The organism is Paucidesulfovibrio longus DSM 6739, from assembly GCF_000420485.1.
GTDB lineage: Bacteria > Desulfobacterota > Desulfovibrionia > Desulfovibrionales > Desulfovibrionaceae > Paucidesulfovibrio > Paucidesulfovibrio longus.
In genome coordinates, this window is record NZ_ATVA01000014.1 from 212,252 (window position 1) to 226,213 (window position 13,962).

At 67.6% G+C, this 13,962-nt stretch carries 16 protein-coding genes; 9 read left to right on the forward strand and 7 right to left on the reverse strand.

Going from position 1 to position 13,962, the window contains the following annotated elements; genetic code table 11:
* Positions 1-49: 49 nt before the first annotated feature.
* Positions 50-1,297 (forward strand): HD-GYP domain-containing protein, encoded by a 1,248-nt coding sequence (locus G452_RS18970; protein WP_022662150.1) that lies wholly within the window; start codon positions 50-52, stop codon positions 1,295-1,297.
* A gap of 26 nt (positions 1,298-1,323) precedes the next feature.
* Complete coding sequence (locus G452_RS0110145; RefSeq protein WP_022662151.1) at positions 1,324-1,710, forward strand: hypothetical protein; 387 nt, start codon at positions 1,324-1,326, stop codon at positions 1,708-1,710.
* A 162-nt stretch (positions 1,711-1,872) separates the two neighbouring features.
* On the opposite strand, the gene G452_RS0110150 is transcribed toward G452_RS0110145, so the two are convergent.
* Entirely contained in the window at positions 1,873-2,946 is a 1,074-nt protein-coding gene (locus G452_RS0110150; RefSeq protein ID WP_022662152.1) for a hypothetical protein, read from the reverse strand.
* 267 nt (positions 2,947-3,213) lie between these two features.
* On the opposite strand from G452_RS0110150, the gene G452_RS0110155 reads away from it, so the two are divergent.
* From G452_RS0110155 to G452_RS0110175, 4 genes are all read left to right on the forward strand, one after another.
* Entirely contained in the window at positions 3,214-3,519 is a 306-nt protein-coding gene (locus G452_RS0110155) for a hypothetical protein (protein WP_022662153.1), read from the forward strand.
* The gene (locus tag G452_RS18975) at positions 3,516-5,090 is read left to right on the forward strand and encodes a portal protein (RefSeq protein ID WP_022662154.1); all 1,575 of its coding nucleotides are present in this window, start codon (positions 3,516-3,518) and stop codon (positions 5,088-5,090) included. The genes G452_RS0110155 and G452_RS18975 overlap by 4 nt, the downstream gene beginning before the upstream one ends.
* Positions 5,087-5,371: a Bbp19 family protein gene (locus G452_RS18980; protein ID WP_022662155.1), complete on the forward strand. Its 285-nt coding sequence runs from the start codon at positions 5,087-5,089 to the stop codon at positions 5,369-5,371. Before G452_RS18975 ends, G452_RS18980 begins: the two co-directional genes overlap by 4 nt.
* Before the next feature lie 210 nt (positions 5,372-5,581).
* On the forward strand, positions 5,582-6,421 hold the full coding sequence (locus G452_RS0110175; protein WP_040368604.1) for a hypothetical protein: 840 nt from the start codon (positions 5,582-5,584) through the stop codon (positions 6,419-6,421).
* 60 nt (positions 6,422-6,481) lie between these two features.
* Here the strand turns inward: G452_RS0110175 and G452_RS0110180 are convergent, their stop codons facing one another.
* Together G452_RS0110180 and G452_RS0110185 are read right to left on the reverse strand one after the other, a co-directional pair.
* A complete protein-coding gene (locus G452_RS0110180; RefSeq protein WP_155887658.1) occupies positions 6,482-6,739 on the reverse strand; it encodes a hypothetical protein in 258 nt (85 codons plus the stop codon).
* Between the two features lie 492 nt (positions 6,740-7,231).
* The gene (locus G452_RS0110185) at positions 7,232-7,876 is read right to left on the reverse strand and encodes a hypothetical protein (protein ID WP_022662159.1); all 645 of its coding nucleotides are present in this window, start codon (positions 7,874-7,876) and stop codon (positions 7,232-7,234) included.
* Positions 7,877-7,970: 94 nt separating this feature from the next.
* Here G452_RS0110185 and G452_RS0110190 point away from each other — a divergent pair, with 94 nt between their 5' ends.
* Positions 7,971-8,555, forward strand: coding sequence for a hypothetical protein (locus tag G452_RS0110190; RefSeq protein WP_022662160.1), 585 nt, complete (start codon positions 7,971-7,973; stop codon positions 8,553-8,555).
* Positions 8,556-8,583: 28 nt separating this feature from the next.
* Here G452_RS0110190 and G452_RS0110195 read toward each other — a convergent pair whose 3' ends face one another.
* The 4 genes from G452_RS0110195 to G452_RS0110210 are packed head-to-tail and all read right to left on the reverse strand — an operon-like array spanning position 8,584 to position 10,921.
* Entirely contained in the window at positions 8,584-8,799 is a 216-nt protein-coding gene (locus tag G452_RS0110195) for a SlyX family protein (protein ID WP_022662161.1), read from the reverse strand.
* A gap of 17 nt (positions 8,800-8,816) precedes the next feature.
* Complete coding sequence (locus G452_RS0110200; RefSeq protein ID WP_022662162.1) at positions 8,817-9,470, reverse strand: cyclase family protein; 654 nt, start codon at positions 9,468-9,470, stop codon at positions 8,817-8,819.
* A 12-nt stretch (positions 9,471-9,482) separates the two neighbouring features.
* Positions 9,483-10,400, reverse strand: coding sequence for a TraB/GumN family protein (locus G452_RS0110205; protein WP_022662163.1), 918 nt, complete (start codon positions 10,398-10,400; stop codon positions 9,483-9,485).
* Between the two features lie 5 nt (positions 10,401-10,405).
* A complete protein-coding gene (locus tag G452_RS0110210) occupies positions 10,406-10,921 on the reverse strand; it encodes a cupin domain-containing protein (protein WP_027189163.1) in 516 nt (171 codons plus the stop codon).
* Positions 10,922-11,210: 289 nt separating this feature from the next.
* On the opposite strand from G452_RS0110210, the gene G452_RS0110215 reads away from it, so the two are divergent.
* Both G452_RS0110215 and G452_RS0110220 read left to right on the forward strand, forming a co-directional pair.
* Entirely contained in the window at positions 11,211-13,316 is a 2,106-nt protein-coding gene (locus G452_RS0110215; protein ID WP_022662165.1) for a hypothetical protein, read from the forward strand.
* A gap of 121 nt (positions 13,317-13,437) precedes the next feature.
* Positions 13,438-13,947 carry a hypothetical protein gene (locus tag G452_RS0110220; RefSeq protein ID WP_022662166.1) on the forward strand — a complete coding sequence of 170 codons (510 nt, stop codon included), beginning with the start codon at positions 13,438-13,440 and terminating at the stop codon, positions 13,945-13,947.
* Positions 13,948-13,962 lie beyond the last annotated feature (15 nt).

Below are 13,962 nucleotides of genomic sequence, written 5' to 3' on the forward strand. Positions count from 1 at the left end.
CGGCAGACAAGGAGGGCATGATCCTGTATCCTGGAATGGGAGGAGCCTGATGGTCAAGGAAGTTCCGATCTCTGAGCTGCGTCCGGGCATGTATGTGGTGGATACCGGCCTGTCCTGGATGGACCGCCCGTTCGTCTACTCGACCGAGGGGCGCATTTTCGGTCCCGACGACGTGCGGCGCATTCAGGGCGAAGGGTATCTTTCCGCTTTTGTCCGCGAGGGCGACGAGCGCGGTCGGAGCGGCCCGAACCTCTCCCGGCGCATGGCCGGGAAAGAGCTGGCCCCCCTGCCGAAGGAGCAGGAAGCCGAGGCCCGCGTCCGCGAACGCCTGCGCAAGGTGCCGATCCGCAAGGAGATAGAAACGGCGCGCCAGGTCCATTCCCAGCTTGTGGAGTACACGCGCGGCGTCATGAAGGACGCCAGGCTCGGCAAGCCCGTGGATTATGAATCCTCCAAACCCCTGGCCGGGGCGCTGGTGGATTCCGTGATGCGCAACGAGGACGCGCTTCTCGCGCTCAAGTATCTCAAATCCTTCGACGAATATACCTACAACCACAGCATCAACGTGGCCGTGGTGGCCACGGTCTTCGCCAAGTCGCTGGGGTATTCCGAAGATCGCCTGCGCGAGCTTTGCCAGGCCGCGGTTCTGCACGATCTGGGCAAGGCCCTGGTGCCGGACGAGATCCTGAACAAGCCCGGACGGCTGACCCCGGCGGAATTCGCCGTGGTTCGCGACCACCCCGTCAACGGATTCGAGCTGCTGCACGGCGCGCGCGGTCCGAGCCAGGACGTGTTGCGAGGCGCGCTCGAACACCATGAGAAATTCAACGGCGGCGGGTATCCGGACGGCTTGGCCGGGGACGAGATCGGCGAGTTCGGAAGGATCATCGCCGTGGCCGACGTCTACGATGCGCTCACCAGCGAGCGGGTCTACAAGCGGGGCATGACGCCGAGCAACGCCCTGCGGATCATTTACGGCATGCGCGAAAGCGATTTTCATCCCGGTTATGTGGAGCGGTTCATCCGCTGCCTGGGCATCTACCCCGTGGGCACGGTGGTGCGGCTGACCACGGGGGAGACGGGCGTGGTGGTCCAGGGCGCGCCGCCGACCCCGCTGCTGCCCACGGTGCGCGTCGTGCTCGACCGCAACCGCGTGCGCACGCGTCCCCATGATCTGGATCTGGCCGCCCTGGCCGAGCAGATGGGCTTGGACGCGCCGCGCATCGACTCGGCCATCGAGAGCTACGAGGACGATCCCCTGATGCCCAGAATCGATTCGCGCGAGTATCTGGGCTGATTCTGCACGACAATCACGGAGGCCGCATGGGATTCGCCGTTGGACATGATCTTCGCCGCAGACCGGGCTGGACCCGTTTCGCCGCGACCCTGGCCGTACTGCTGCCGGTGCTGCTGCTCTGCGCCTGCGTCGCCAAGCAGAGCCACCCGCTCTTGCAGTACGAGCCGGCGAAAATGACCGATGAAGGGCTGGTGCGCTACTACTACGATCTCGGCGAGGCCATCGACGCCTGCGAACGCTCCGGGCAGGGCGACGCCACTGTTTCGGTGGGCGGCGGAGTGGGCACGGGCGGCTGGTCCGGAGTCGGGGTCAGCGTTGGGCAGCCGGTGAGCAAGGGCTGCAAAAGCGACCCGCTGCGCCAGCGGCGCGTGGACACCGCCATCGAGATGCGAAAACGCGGCATTCAGCACTAGCGCCGCCCCCCAAAAAAAAGAAGCAGCCCAAGGGCAAACGGTTCCTAGGCGGGGCCTCGTCCGCGTTTGAGCAGGCAATGCCTTCTTCCGGGCGAAAGCCGAGCAAAAGCCCCTCGATCGCAAGCCGAGGCGCTCCGGTGCGAAACGCGCGCGTGCGGAAGGCTATCCGTTCTGGGCGACGAGCGCTCCGCCGGTGCGTTCGGGAGCGGCGAGCACGTAGGTGTTGGCGCGGTTGTCCTCGAAGAGGAAGGTCGGCAGGTGCTGATCGTTGTAGGACACGCTGGAGGCGTCCACGTCCGTGAAGTTGTTCACGGTTTGGTTGCTCGTGTTCTGGCTGAAATCGTTGAAGTTCGTCACCGACTGCGGCCGGGTCTGGTCCGGCGGAACCTTGTTGTCGAGCAGGTCGAGCAGGGCGCCGGTGTCCACCACGTCGGTGCTGAGGATGAAGTCCATCTTTTCGATGGGCTTCCAGGTGGAATGCGTTTCCTTGGGCTCCCAGCCCTTGATGTCGAGCACGTGCTTGTATTCGTCGCTGGGCCAGTTCTGGTTGTGCTGGAAGCGCGGCCCGTGAAACTCGGACATCTGGTGCGGAAAGACGCGTCCGGGACTCGGCGGGTTGACCCTGCCGGGGGGCGTGTTCGGGGAGACGCCGAGCTTGGGCGCGATGGGCACGTAGCCGCCTGGCATGAAATGGCTGCCGCCCAGGCCGATGGGCACGCTGCCGCCGGGCGTGAAATGGCTGAAGCCGGGAGTGGGCTGCACGTTTCCGCCGGGCGTGAAGTGGAAGTAGCCGGGAGTGGGGCGCACGTCCCCGCCGGGAGTGAAGTGTCCGCCGGAATTGCTGCCCACGGGCACATGCCCGGACGGAGTGAACACGCCGCCCGTGGTGGAGTGCACCGGGGTGCTGCCGGAGGGCGTGAAATGGTTCGCACCGCCCGTGGCGGGCGCGTTCTGGGCGACCGAGACCATCATGCCGCTGGTGGCCAGGCCGCCTCCGCCGCCTCCGCCGCCGTGGCCGAAGCCTGAGCCGTCGATGGGCACCCAGCCCGGCGTGGTGTCGATGGGCACGCGGGCCATGGACGTGTCGATGGGCACGAATCCGGCGGGGGACACGGGAACCGAGGCTGCGGGCGCGGGCCGAACTTCTCCTGCCGGGCCCGCGGTGACGTGGCCCGGAGGTCCGGCTGTGGTGTGGCCCGGAGGTCCGGCCACGATGAAGTCGGTGACGCCGTTCATGAGCAGGGCTCCCGATTCGTGTTGGCGCGCGTGCGCAACCTTCCCCTAGTCTATCCCAGATAACGACGAAACCACGTTTGCCAAGACCTGTCAAGCGAGCCGGGCGTGGCCCGCCCGGAAAGCGCTGCGCTCCAAACCCTGTCAACAGGGAAAATCCGTCCTTTTCCTTTCCTTCTTCCAGCCATTTTCATCCGCCCCGCAAAACCGGGCCTAGCATGGGCCTCGTGCCGGAATGACCCGGCGCGAAAGACCTCAAGGAGGAAGATCATGGGAGGAGCGGCATCCGTGGTGGCCACGGTGGCGGGGTTGGTTTCCGGGGCCGGGTCGGCGCGTTCCGGGGGCGGGACGAGCGGTCCGAGCGCGGCGGACCTGCGCGCGCAGCAGCTGGAGGAGCAGCGCAAGCGAAAGGCCGAGGAAAGGCGCAAGGCGAGGGAGCGCAAGGACGAGGCCAGGGAGCTTGCCGACGCGCGGCAAAAGCGCGCGAGCGTGGGCTCGCTGCTCTCCGGAGGCGCGGTCCTGCTTGGAGAGCCGGACGTGAGCCGCACCGGGCTCAAAGGGAAGTTGGGCGAATGAGGCCGCGCGACGCACGCATCGAACTGGAACTTGCGGAGCGGGTCCGCGCCCGGCTGGAAGCCATGCGCGCTGGCCGCTCCCAGTGGGAACCGGTCTGGCGCGATCTCAGCGACTACATACTGCCGCGCAAGAATTCCTTCGGCAGCGGCGCGGGCCGGGGCTCCGCCGGGGACGAGCTGATTTTCGACTCGACCCCGACCCATGCCCTGGAGCAGCTCGCTTCGGGCCTGGGGGGGCTTCTGACCAATCCGGCCCTGCCCTGGTTCGGCATCCGCGTGCGCGACAGGCGCACGGCGGACCGCAGGGAGGTGCGCGAATTCCTGCAGGAGACGCGCGAGCGCATGGTCCGGCTTTTCAACACGGAATCCACCGGCTTTCAGGCCCATGTGCACGAGCTGTATCTGGACATCGTGCTCCTGGGCACGGCCGTCATGTACGTGGAGGCGGACCCGGACACCGTGGTGCGCTTTTCCACCCGGCCCCTGGGCGAGGTCTTCGTCGCGGAGAACGTGCGCGGCGTGGTGGATACGGTTTTCCGGCAATACGAGCTGACCGCGCGGCAGGCGGTGCAGGAATGGGGCGAGGACTGCTCGGAGGCGGTGCGCGTCCTGGCGGCGGACAGGCCCGAAAACAAGGTGGAGATTCTGCACGCGGTCTTTCCCCGCGCCGACCGCGACCCCGCGGGCTTCACCTGCGCGGACTTTCCCTGGGCCAGCGTGCAGCTGGAAACCGCGACGGGCCGGGTTCTGGAGGAAAGCGGCTACCTGGAAATGCCCTACATGGTGCCCCGCTGGTCCAAGGCCGCCGGGGAGACGTACGGCCGCGGGCCGGGGCTGACCTCCCTGTCGGACGTGCGCGTGCTCAGCGCCATGTCGCGCACAGCGCTCATGGCCGCCGAGAAAATGAGCGATCCGCCGCTGATGGTGCCGGACGACGGATTTCTCGGTCCGGTGCACACCGGGCCGGGCGGGCTGTCCTACTACCGCGCCGGAAGCCGCGACCGCATCGAGGCCCTGCCCGTGGCCGTGGATCTGAAGGCCGCCGAGGAAATGATGCGCACGCGCAGGGAGTCGGTGCGTCGGATTTTCCTCACGGACCAGCTCTCCCCGGAAGGGCCGGGCCTGACCGCCACCGAGGCGGTCATCCGCCAGAGCGAAAAGATGCGCCTGCTCGGCCCCGTGCTGGGCCGGATGCAGACCGAATTCCTCAGCCCGTTGATCCGCAGGGTCTTCAACATCCTGCTTCGCGCCGGGGAGCTGCCGCCCCTGCCGCCGGGCCTGCGGCCCCGCGACCTGGACGTGGAATACCTCTCGCCCGTGGCCCGCGCCCAAAAGCAATACGAGGCCCAGTCCCTGCTTCAGGTGGTCGAATATCTCGGCCCGTTCCTGCGGGAGGGCGACCCCTACGGAGTCATGGACAACTTCGAGACGGACCGCATCGCGCGGCATGCCGCGGAAATGTTCGGCACGCCCGGCGACTACCTGCGTCCGGAAGTCGAGGTCCGCGCGCGGCGCAGCGCGGGCAGCGGCCAGGAGAGCGACGAGCCGCGGGAACAAGGGGCAAGGCCATGAGCGGAGCCGGACAAAACGGCGGCGGTTCTCCCCGGTTCGGTTCCGGACCGGTGGCGCAGGCCGAGCTGGAGCGGGCCTATGCGCGGGTTTTTGACGGTCCGGAAGGCGAAGCCGTGTTCGCGGATCTGATGCGGCAGGGGCGGCTGGAAGCACCCATCTTCTCGCCGGACGCGCTGGAACTGGCCCACGCCGAAGGGCGCCGGAGCCTGGCCCTGCACGTCCGGCGCATGGCCGAGCGGGGCCGTGCGGGCGGCGCTATTGCAGGGCGTGCAGGGAGTTGAGGTGCGTGACCCAGGTGCTCAGGGCCAGGCTGGCGGCGTACGCGGCCACGCCGAGCAGGGTGACGCGAAAAAAGGACCGAAGGCGGCGCATGGCGGTCTCTCCTGTTTCCGGTTCCCGGAACGTGTTTCCGGTCCGAAAGGGTGAGCAAGGGCTATGCCAGCGGAAACATTGGACATGTTAGAAAAACTCTAGAGAAAATGGAGGAAATCATGGATCAGGTGAATCAGGAGCAAGGCTGGTGGGTTGAACTGCCTGCGGAATGGAGCGCGCCTTTGCGCGGGGAGGACGGCGTGGAGCGGCAGGTGCCCCTGCGGGAGCATCCTGCCCTGCGCAAGTACGCCAGCAAGGACGAGGCCGTGAAGGTCTTGGTCCATGCGCAGCGCATGCTGGGCCGCCGGCCCGAGGGGTACGTGCGCGTGCCGGGCGAGGCCGCCGCTCCCGAGGAGCAGGCCGAATTCCGCGCGGCCCTGGGGCTGCCCGAGGCTCCGGACGGGTACGGCCTGCCCGATGTGGAGCTGCCCGACGGGTTCGAGCTGCGCGAGGAGCTGCGCAGCGCCTACCTGGCCAAGGCGCATGAGCTGGGCCTGACCCCGACGCAGGTCAGCGGGCTGTTCGAGTGGTTCGTGCCGCTGAACGTCTCGGCGGCGCAGGAGCTGAGCCTGGACCAGGAGAAGCGGCGGGGCGGAGAGCTGGAAAGCCTGCGCAGCGTGCATCGCGGCGAGACCCAGGCCGTGCTGGAGGCGGCGCGCCAGGCGGCGCTGGCCCTGGGCGGCGAGGAGCTGCTCCGCGTCTTTGAGGAAACCGGAGCCGCGGACCGGGCCGTGGTCGTGAACGCGCTATCGCGGCTTGCCCCGGTCATGCTGGAAGGCCGGTTTCGCTTCCGCGACGCGGGCGCGACCCAGGGCCTGACCCTGGCCAAGCTCAAGGAAATGATGCGCGATCCGCGCTATCACGATCCGTTGCAGCGCGACCCCGCGTTCGTGGAACAGGTGGCCAAGGGCTTTGAGGCGCTCTACCCCGGCAAATACGAGCCGGGCTCGCGGAACTGACCGGGCGGGCAAGGAAGGGCGGTTCCGGCATCGGCCGGGCCGCCCGAAGGCGCGGGCGCGTCAGTTGTCGCGCAGGACGCCCATGAAGAGCAGGGCGGCGGCGCGTTTCTGCGGCAGGGTGATGTTGCCTTCGGATTCGGGCTGGGGCTGGTCGGGCCGAATCGTCTCCAGTTCGGTCGAAGGCGGCAAGGGAGCAATGGTCAGTCTGTGCCCGGCATCGGCCACCATCGGGGTCCGGTTGTTGAAGTCGTTGGAAACCAGGGCGGCGAGAACGGTGAAAACCATGGCCAGGGCCATATATATGATCGTCTTGTGCATGGGAACCTCGGTTCCCGCGAGCGGCGGAGAGAAGGAAACAGGTGCGAAATGCAGCGGCTCCGCTTTCACGGGTGTCTCTCGGTAAAAGAATCATGGGTAAAGCGCAAGGCAAAATGTCCTAGGTGCCTGAATCCGGTTGCAGGAATGCATCTTTTCAGGGGCTGGAATGCGGATTTCGGGAGTGAAATCTGCACAAAACCCGCGTTGGCGGGCAGCCATGCATTCGGTTCCAATCGCAGTAAAAATGATATGATCATTATACTGAATTAAAATGGAATAATGCAACTTAAGCACAAATTAATGAGAACAGCAATGTCCACGAATGCCGGGTCGCAGACAGCGATTCCCGGTTCAGGGACACGGGATCGGGACATGTTTGCCTCGGATATTTCTATAACGTGCCTTGGAATGGAATCCGTCGCAGACGCGGCCAAAAAAGCGCCGCAGCGCGGCAGGAGGCCGCCGGAGCGCGAGGTCGGGGCGAGGCGTCTTTCAGCCGTACAGAAGCAGCAGGCGGGGCAGCCTGCCCTTGCTCAGCCGGGCGGCCAGGCTCACGAGGTCGCAGGCGATGCGCCCGCGCAGGGGCGCGGCGGAAGGGTCGAAGCCGTCCCGGCCTCGCGCGCGGAAATACTCCCGCGTGAACCAGTAGGCCAGACCTTCCTGATAGGAGAGCAGGAGCGGGAAGAGCAGGGCGTCCAGCAGGGCATGGATCGCTTCGCGCGGGGCGGGCCTGTTCAGGTAGGCCAGGGCGAGGGCGCGGGCCAGTTCCTGCTCGGCGCGCGGACCGTAGCGGATCACGATTTCGCGGTCGGGCAGGATGCTCGGCAGGAGCGGAAAGAAATAGAGCAGGCCGATGCAAAGGGCCGTGAACAGGGCCACGCCGGGGTTGAACCATCCCGCCCAGAGAAACAGGACCAGGGCCAGCGCCAGAGCGCCGACCGCGGAATAGAGCGCGGCGCGGCGCAGCTTGGATCCGCCGAGGCGGATTCCCGGATCCGGGTCCGCTTCCAGCAGCTCCTCGGAGAGCGGGGGCGCGAAGCGGAGCATGTCCCGCTTCAGGCCCAGGGAGGGCAGGCCGAGATCCTTGCGGTACCAGCCGAGCACGTCCCGGACCAGGGCTTTTTCAGAGTCGTTCATGGGCCTACCTGCGGGCGGAGTGCGCGCGGGGCGTCCTGCCGAAGTCGGCGAACCGGCGCGAACAATGCGCAAACCTTACGAAAGGGGGAATCAAATGGCAACGAGCGTTATTGAAATCTGCAACAACGCCCTCCAGGATCTGGGCGAGGATCCTATTTCCTCGCTGGTGGAAGGGAACAAGGCCGCCCGGCTCTGCAACCAGCGCTGGCCCTCCGTGCGGGACGCGGTGCTCCGGGCGCACCCGTGGAACTGCGCCATGTCCCAGGCGGAATTGGCCGCGAACCTGGGCGCGCCGCTCTGGAAATGGCGCTGCCGCTACGAGCTGCCCGCAGACTTTCTGCGCATCGTGGGCGTGGTGGACAGCCGCCAGAACGAGGTCGCCCGCTGGGAAATACAGGGCCGTCACATCCTCTGCGACGAGGACGCGCCCATCTACATCGCCTACGTGCGGCGCGAGACCGATCCGCAACGCTTCGACGCGCTGCTCTCCGAGGCCTTTTCCGCGCGGCTGGCCGCTGTCCTGGCCTATCCGCTCACGGGGTCCACGAGCCTGGCCAGGGAATACTGGGACGTCTACAACGAAAAGGTGCTGGAGGCGCGGGGCGTGGACGCGCGCGAGGGCGTGGCCGAGTCCGTGGCCCCCAACGCCTGGCTCACGGCCAAGCTCGGCAGGGGCTGATTCCGGGGCCGGGCGCGGCGGCTGCGGCCTAGCGAGGGAGGTAGTGGGGCGGGAGCGGATCCTCGCCCTCCTCCCCCTCGGGCAGGGCCGTGCGCAGGGCGCGATAGCGTCCGGCCAGAATTTCCATCTGCCTGCGCAGTTCGGTGATTTCCATCTGCTGCTGCGCGACGACGCGGTTCAGTTCCTCGACCTCGCGGTCGCGCAGCGCCTGAAGCTCTTCCAACCGCACCAATCTGCTTTCCATCCCGCTCTCCTTGTTCGTCACGCGATTCTCCGCAAAACCTCGGCCAGACAGCGGCAGGGCGCGCCGTCCGCGTCGGCCAGGGGCAGGGGCGCGCAGATGAAGGTGAAGCCCGAATCGGGCAGGGCCTCCAGGTTGCGCAGGTTCTCCACGATCAGCGCGCCCGCGCGGAACAGGGTCCGGTGCACGGGTAGGTCCGTGTCGGTGCAGCGTTCCGGGGAGGGCGTGTCCAGGCCCAGGCCCGTCACGCCTGTCCCGGCCAGGAGTTCCGCGGCGGCTGGGGTCAGTTCCGGATGCTCCGTGAAATAATCCGGCGCTCCCCAGTGTTCCTCCCATCCTGTCTGGAGCAGCAGCCAGTCGCAGCGCGCGGGCAGGTGGGGCCGCAGGTGCTCCGGGCCGATGCGCCCGCCGGACTCGCGGCAGGCCGCGCGCAGGTCGAGCCTGCGTCCCTGGCCGATCCAGGTGCCCGCGGGCAGGCTGTCCAGGGTCGCGCCGCCGGGCACAAGGTGCGCGGGTGCGTCGCAGTGCGTGCCCATGTGCGAGGTCAGCGTGAAGCGGGCCTCCAGGAAGCCTTTGGTCTCCAGCGTGGCGGCGTTGTCGAAGGCGGGCTCGGGCGTGCCCGGAAAGACGGGCATCCCCGGAACAAGCGGGTGGCTGAGGTCGATGACGAGCAAGAGCGTCCTCCTTTAGAGTTGGGCCAGGGCGCAGCCCCGGTCCCGAAGCAGTTGGAGCAGGCCCTGGTCGCCGACCACGTGGCCGGCGCCCACGATGACGAAGTGGATTTCCCCGGATTCGAGATAGTCCAGGATTTTCGAGGCCATGTTCCGGTTGCGCTCGAAATAGAGCTTTTCGTTCAGCGGACGGAAGACGGCGTTGAAGAGCGGGCTGCCGAAAAGAATCTGCTCCAGCTCCGGGACGTCGCCGCGCTTCCAGGCCTCGGCCAGCCTGCGGGCCAGCTTGTCCATGGTCCGCATCTGGAGCAGGGAGAAGCGCAGGTAGGCGTCCTGGTTCATTTCCTCCAGCCCCGCGAGCATCCGGAACTGCTCCTCCACGCCTTCCAGCTCGCGCACGGGCATGCCGCGTTCGTGCGCGCGTTCCAGAAAATGCATGTCGATGCCCAGCTCGGAGCGAAAACCGAGCCGGACCATCTGCTCGGACTGCATGGCCGTGAGCGCGTACCAGGGCCGGAAGCCCTCATAGCGCGTCCAGTCCTGGCCCGCGCGCTCGAAGGCGGCCTTGGCCTCGTCCGAAAGCTCGTCGCCGAGGGTCTTGCCCGGCGGGCAGGCGGCCAGCTCGCGCATCATGCGGCCCTGCTCGGGGGTGATCCGGGTGACGTCGGCCTCCACGGCCAGGATCGCGCTCTTGCCGAAGGCTTCGTCAAAGGCCGGGGCCAGCGGATACATGCTCTCGTCCGCGAAATGCATGGAGCCCGCGAGGTAGGCGATGCGGCCGTTGCGTTCCACGCGCCAGAGAAAGCTCGCGGCCTTGGCCGGGGCCGCCGGTCCCAGGGTCAGGGAGCAGCAGGCCAGGGCCGCGGCGGCCAGGGCCGGAATGCGGCGCGCAGCGGAGCGCAGGAAGCGGGAAAACTGTCTCAGCAAAGCCATGGTCCTCACTTCGTGGTCAGCCGCGTGATGAGCGCGGCGTGTTCGGGCCATTCCCGCAGGAGCGCTTCGCGCCGGCCGTGCTCATAGTCCGCGTATTCGAAGCCCGGGGCAACGGTGCAGCCGAGCAGGGCGAATTCCGCGCCCGGCTCCAGCAGCGCGCCCTGCCAGACCCCGCGCGGCACCACCACCTGGGGCCGCTGGCCAGCGCGCAGGTCCGGGCCGATGACGAGTTCGCGCGCGCCCGGCTCCTGGTTCCGCTCCGGGCCGAGCTGGAGCATCCGCACTGGTCCGCCCGCGTAGAAATGAAAGATTTCGTCGCTTTTCAGTCGATGCAGGGCCGAGAACGTGCCCGGCGTGAGCAGGTAGTAGATGGCCGTGCCGAAGCTGCGCGGGCCGGAGTAGCGCGCGGGCAGCGCGGAAAGCGGCGCGCCCTCGTCCGCGCGGTACGTCTCGGCGAAAAAGCCGCCTTCCTCCGGGTGGGGCGTCAGCTGGAGCAGTTCGATGATTTCCTGTGCGGTCATGGCGGATCGTCTCCCGGTCGTGGTCGTTTCCGAAGAGGGCGCGGCTGGATTGACGACGCCGGGGTGCAGTCCCGGCGGGCCGTGGAACGCAAGCTGCCCGCTCTTCCTGCGCTGCGCAGACAGGCACGATAGCAAAGCGCGCCCGCCTGGGGAAGCCCGCAAGGAATGCTCCGGGCCGCAAACCCTGTCAACAGGGGAAAAACATCCTTTTGCCTTCCCCTTTGCTTCCCTTTTCATCCGGCCCGAAAAACCGGGGCTAGGCTCGCGTCCAAACCAAGGAGGAATCGTCGTGAGCATCGCCACACCGGCATTGACCAACTTCACCGCCGGAGAGATCAGCCCCCGCCTGGCAGGGCGGGTGGATCTCTCCAAATACTACAACGGCTGCCAGACCCTGCTGAATTTCGTGGTCCACCCCCACGGCGGGGCCACGCGCCGCAGCGGGCTGCGCTTCGTCTGCGAGGCCGCCAGCCAGGACGCGCCCTCGCTGCTCGTCCCTTTCGAATACAACGCCGAGCAGTCCTACGTTCTGGAATTCGGCGCGGACGCCGAAGGCCAGGGCCTGATGCGGGTGTTCATGGACAGGGGCAGGGTGCTCGACCCGGACACCGGGCTCCAGGCCGCCATTGCCACGCCGTATGCCGCCGCCGATCTGGAGCGCCTCAAGCATGTGCAGTCCAACGACACCCTGATCCTGACCCATCCGAACATCCCGCCGCACAAGCTGACGCGTTCGGACCACCATGTCTGGACCCTGGAGGAAATCCAGTTCACGGGTCGGCCGGAAAAATGGGACGAGGGCAACTGGCCTTCCACCGCCTGCTTCTACGAGCAGCGTCTCGTGCTCGCGGCCACCCCGCGGGAGCCGAACTCGCTCTGGTTCTCGCGCACGGGCGACCATTACGATTTCCGCATCAATACGCGCGAAGTGCCCCTGGAGGACTGGGACGAGATGGAGGTGGGCGAGGCGGGCGGAACCCCGCGCGACGGCCGGGCCGGGCAGAGCTTCGTGGTGCTCGACGGCGGACGCTTCGAAAACGGCTCCGTGGTGCGCGGGCAGAGTCCGGACAAGGAAAAGCGCTTCTTCCGCTACAAGGGCGGGCGCGAATTCCTGCCGGACGGCGCGGACCAGACCGTGAGCTTTGCGGCCGCGCCCGCAGGCAGCCAGGTGGAGTGCGTGCATTCGGCCACGGGCGAGCTGGACGGAGACAAGTGGGAAGCCCTGGCCGTGGGGGACCGCATCGAGAATCCCGACGCGGGCGAGCCGCTGGCCGACGACGGCATCGAGATCACTCTTTCCGCGGCCCAGGCCAACGCCATCGAGTTTCTCGCGCCCAAGTCGCGGCTCTGGATCGGCACCAGCGGAGGGGAATGGACCGTGGGCGGGGCGTCGTCCGGGGAGGCTCTGACGCCGTCGAGCATCAAGGCCGGGCAGGAGGGCACCTGCGGCGCGTCCCCGGCCCGGCCCGAATCCGTGGCCTCGGCCAGCCTGTTCATCCAGCGCGCAGGGCGCAAGGTCCGGGAAATGCGCTACCGCTTCGACTCGGACGCCTACGTTTCCCGCGACCTGACCATCCTCTCCGAGCACGTCACCGCGCCGGGATTGAAGCAGCTGGCCTACGCCCAGGAACCGGATTCGCTGGTCTGGTGCCTGCGCGAGGACGGGGTGCTGCTGTCCCTGACCTACCAGCCGGACCAGGACGTGCTGGCCTGGGCCAGGCACGAGACGCGCGGCCGGGTCGAGCGCATCTGCACGGTCTACAACGGACAGAGCCTCACGGACGAGCTCTGGGTCGTGGTCCGGCGGCAGGTGGCCGGGGTCTGGAAACGGTTCGTGGAATACCTGGAGCCGATCTTCGAGAGCGGGGAAACCGCGGACGCCTATTTCCTGGACGCGGGCCTCTCCTACGAGGGCGAGCCCCTGGAACGGCTGGAAGGGCTGGCCCATCTCGCCGGGGAGAGCGTCAGCGTGCTGGCGGACGGGCTGATCTATTCGGACGTGCCCGTGGAGGCGGACGGCAGCGTGGCCCTGCCGCGACCCGCGAGCCGCGTGCATGCCGGTCTGCCCTATGTTTCCGTGCTGCGGCCCATGCGCAGCGAGGGCGGGTCGCAGCGGGGCACGGCCCAGACCAAGAACAAGCGCGTGACCCAGGTTTCCGTGCGCTTCCACAACACCCTCGGCGGCGGGGTGGGGCCGGATGAGGACCATCTGGAGCCGATCCACTACCTGACTCCTTCCGCGCCCCTGGGCCGGGCTCTTCCGCTCTGGACCGGGGACAAGAAGGTCAAGTTCCCCAAGGGCTGGAGCGAGGACGGCCTGCTTTCCATCGTCCAGGCCCAGCCCCTGCCCATGACCGTGCTCATGGTTGTCCCGGAGGTGATCGTCAACGATTGATGCACATATTAATTAGCTGTTATCATGTTATATTTTTAACTAATTGAGATTTTGAAGCAACTGAAAATGCAGCAAGGAAACACGGCTTGCGGTGCTGCCGCGGAGGCCGAAAGGAGGAATCATGGGAGTGAGTGCCGAGGGCGGCAAGGTCATCAGGGACGTGGGCGGGACGCTGGGCGTCCTGACCAGGGCCGGTGCGGATCGGGGCGCAGCGGACAAGGCGGGGGACTACGAGCGGCTGGCCGCGCTCAGCGAGCAGGAGGCGCGGGAGCGGGCCAGGAAAACGCGCGAACAGGCCGGAAAGGAACGGGACGCCCTGCGCCAGCGGCAACGCGAATCGCAGGCGCGGGGCCGGGCGGGCTGGGGCCGTTCCGGAGTGTCGCTCGCGTCCGGCTCGCCCCTGGCAGTGCTGGAGGGGCGCGCGGCCGAGGACGAGCAGGAGCAGCTCGACCTGCTGGAGCGGGGCGAGAGCGCGGCCTCGGCGGAATTGGGGTCCGGCGCTTCGGCCGCGGCGCGCTACCGCAACCGGGCCGAGTCCTTGCGCAGCGGGTCGTCCGGCGCGGACGGGGCGGAGGCTTTCCGGCGGACCGGCTCGCTGCTCGCGCGCGGCGGCAGGGTTTTTGACTACTAGACCGCGCATCCGGTC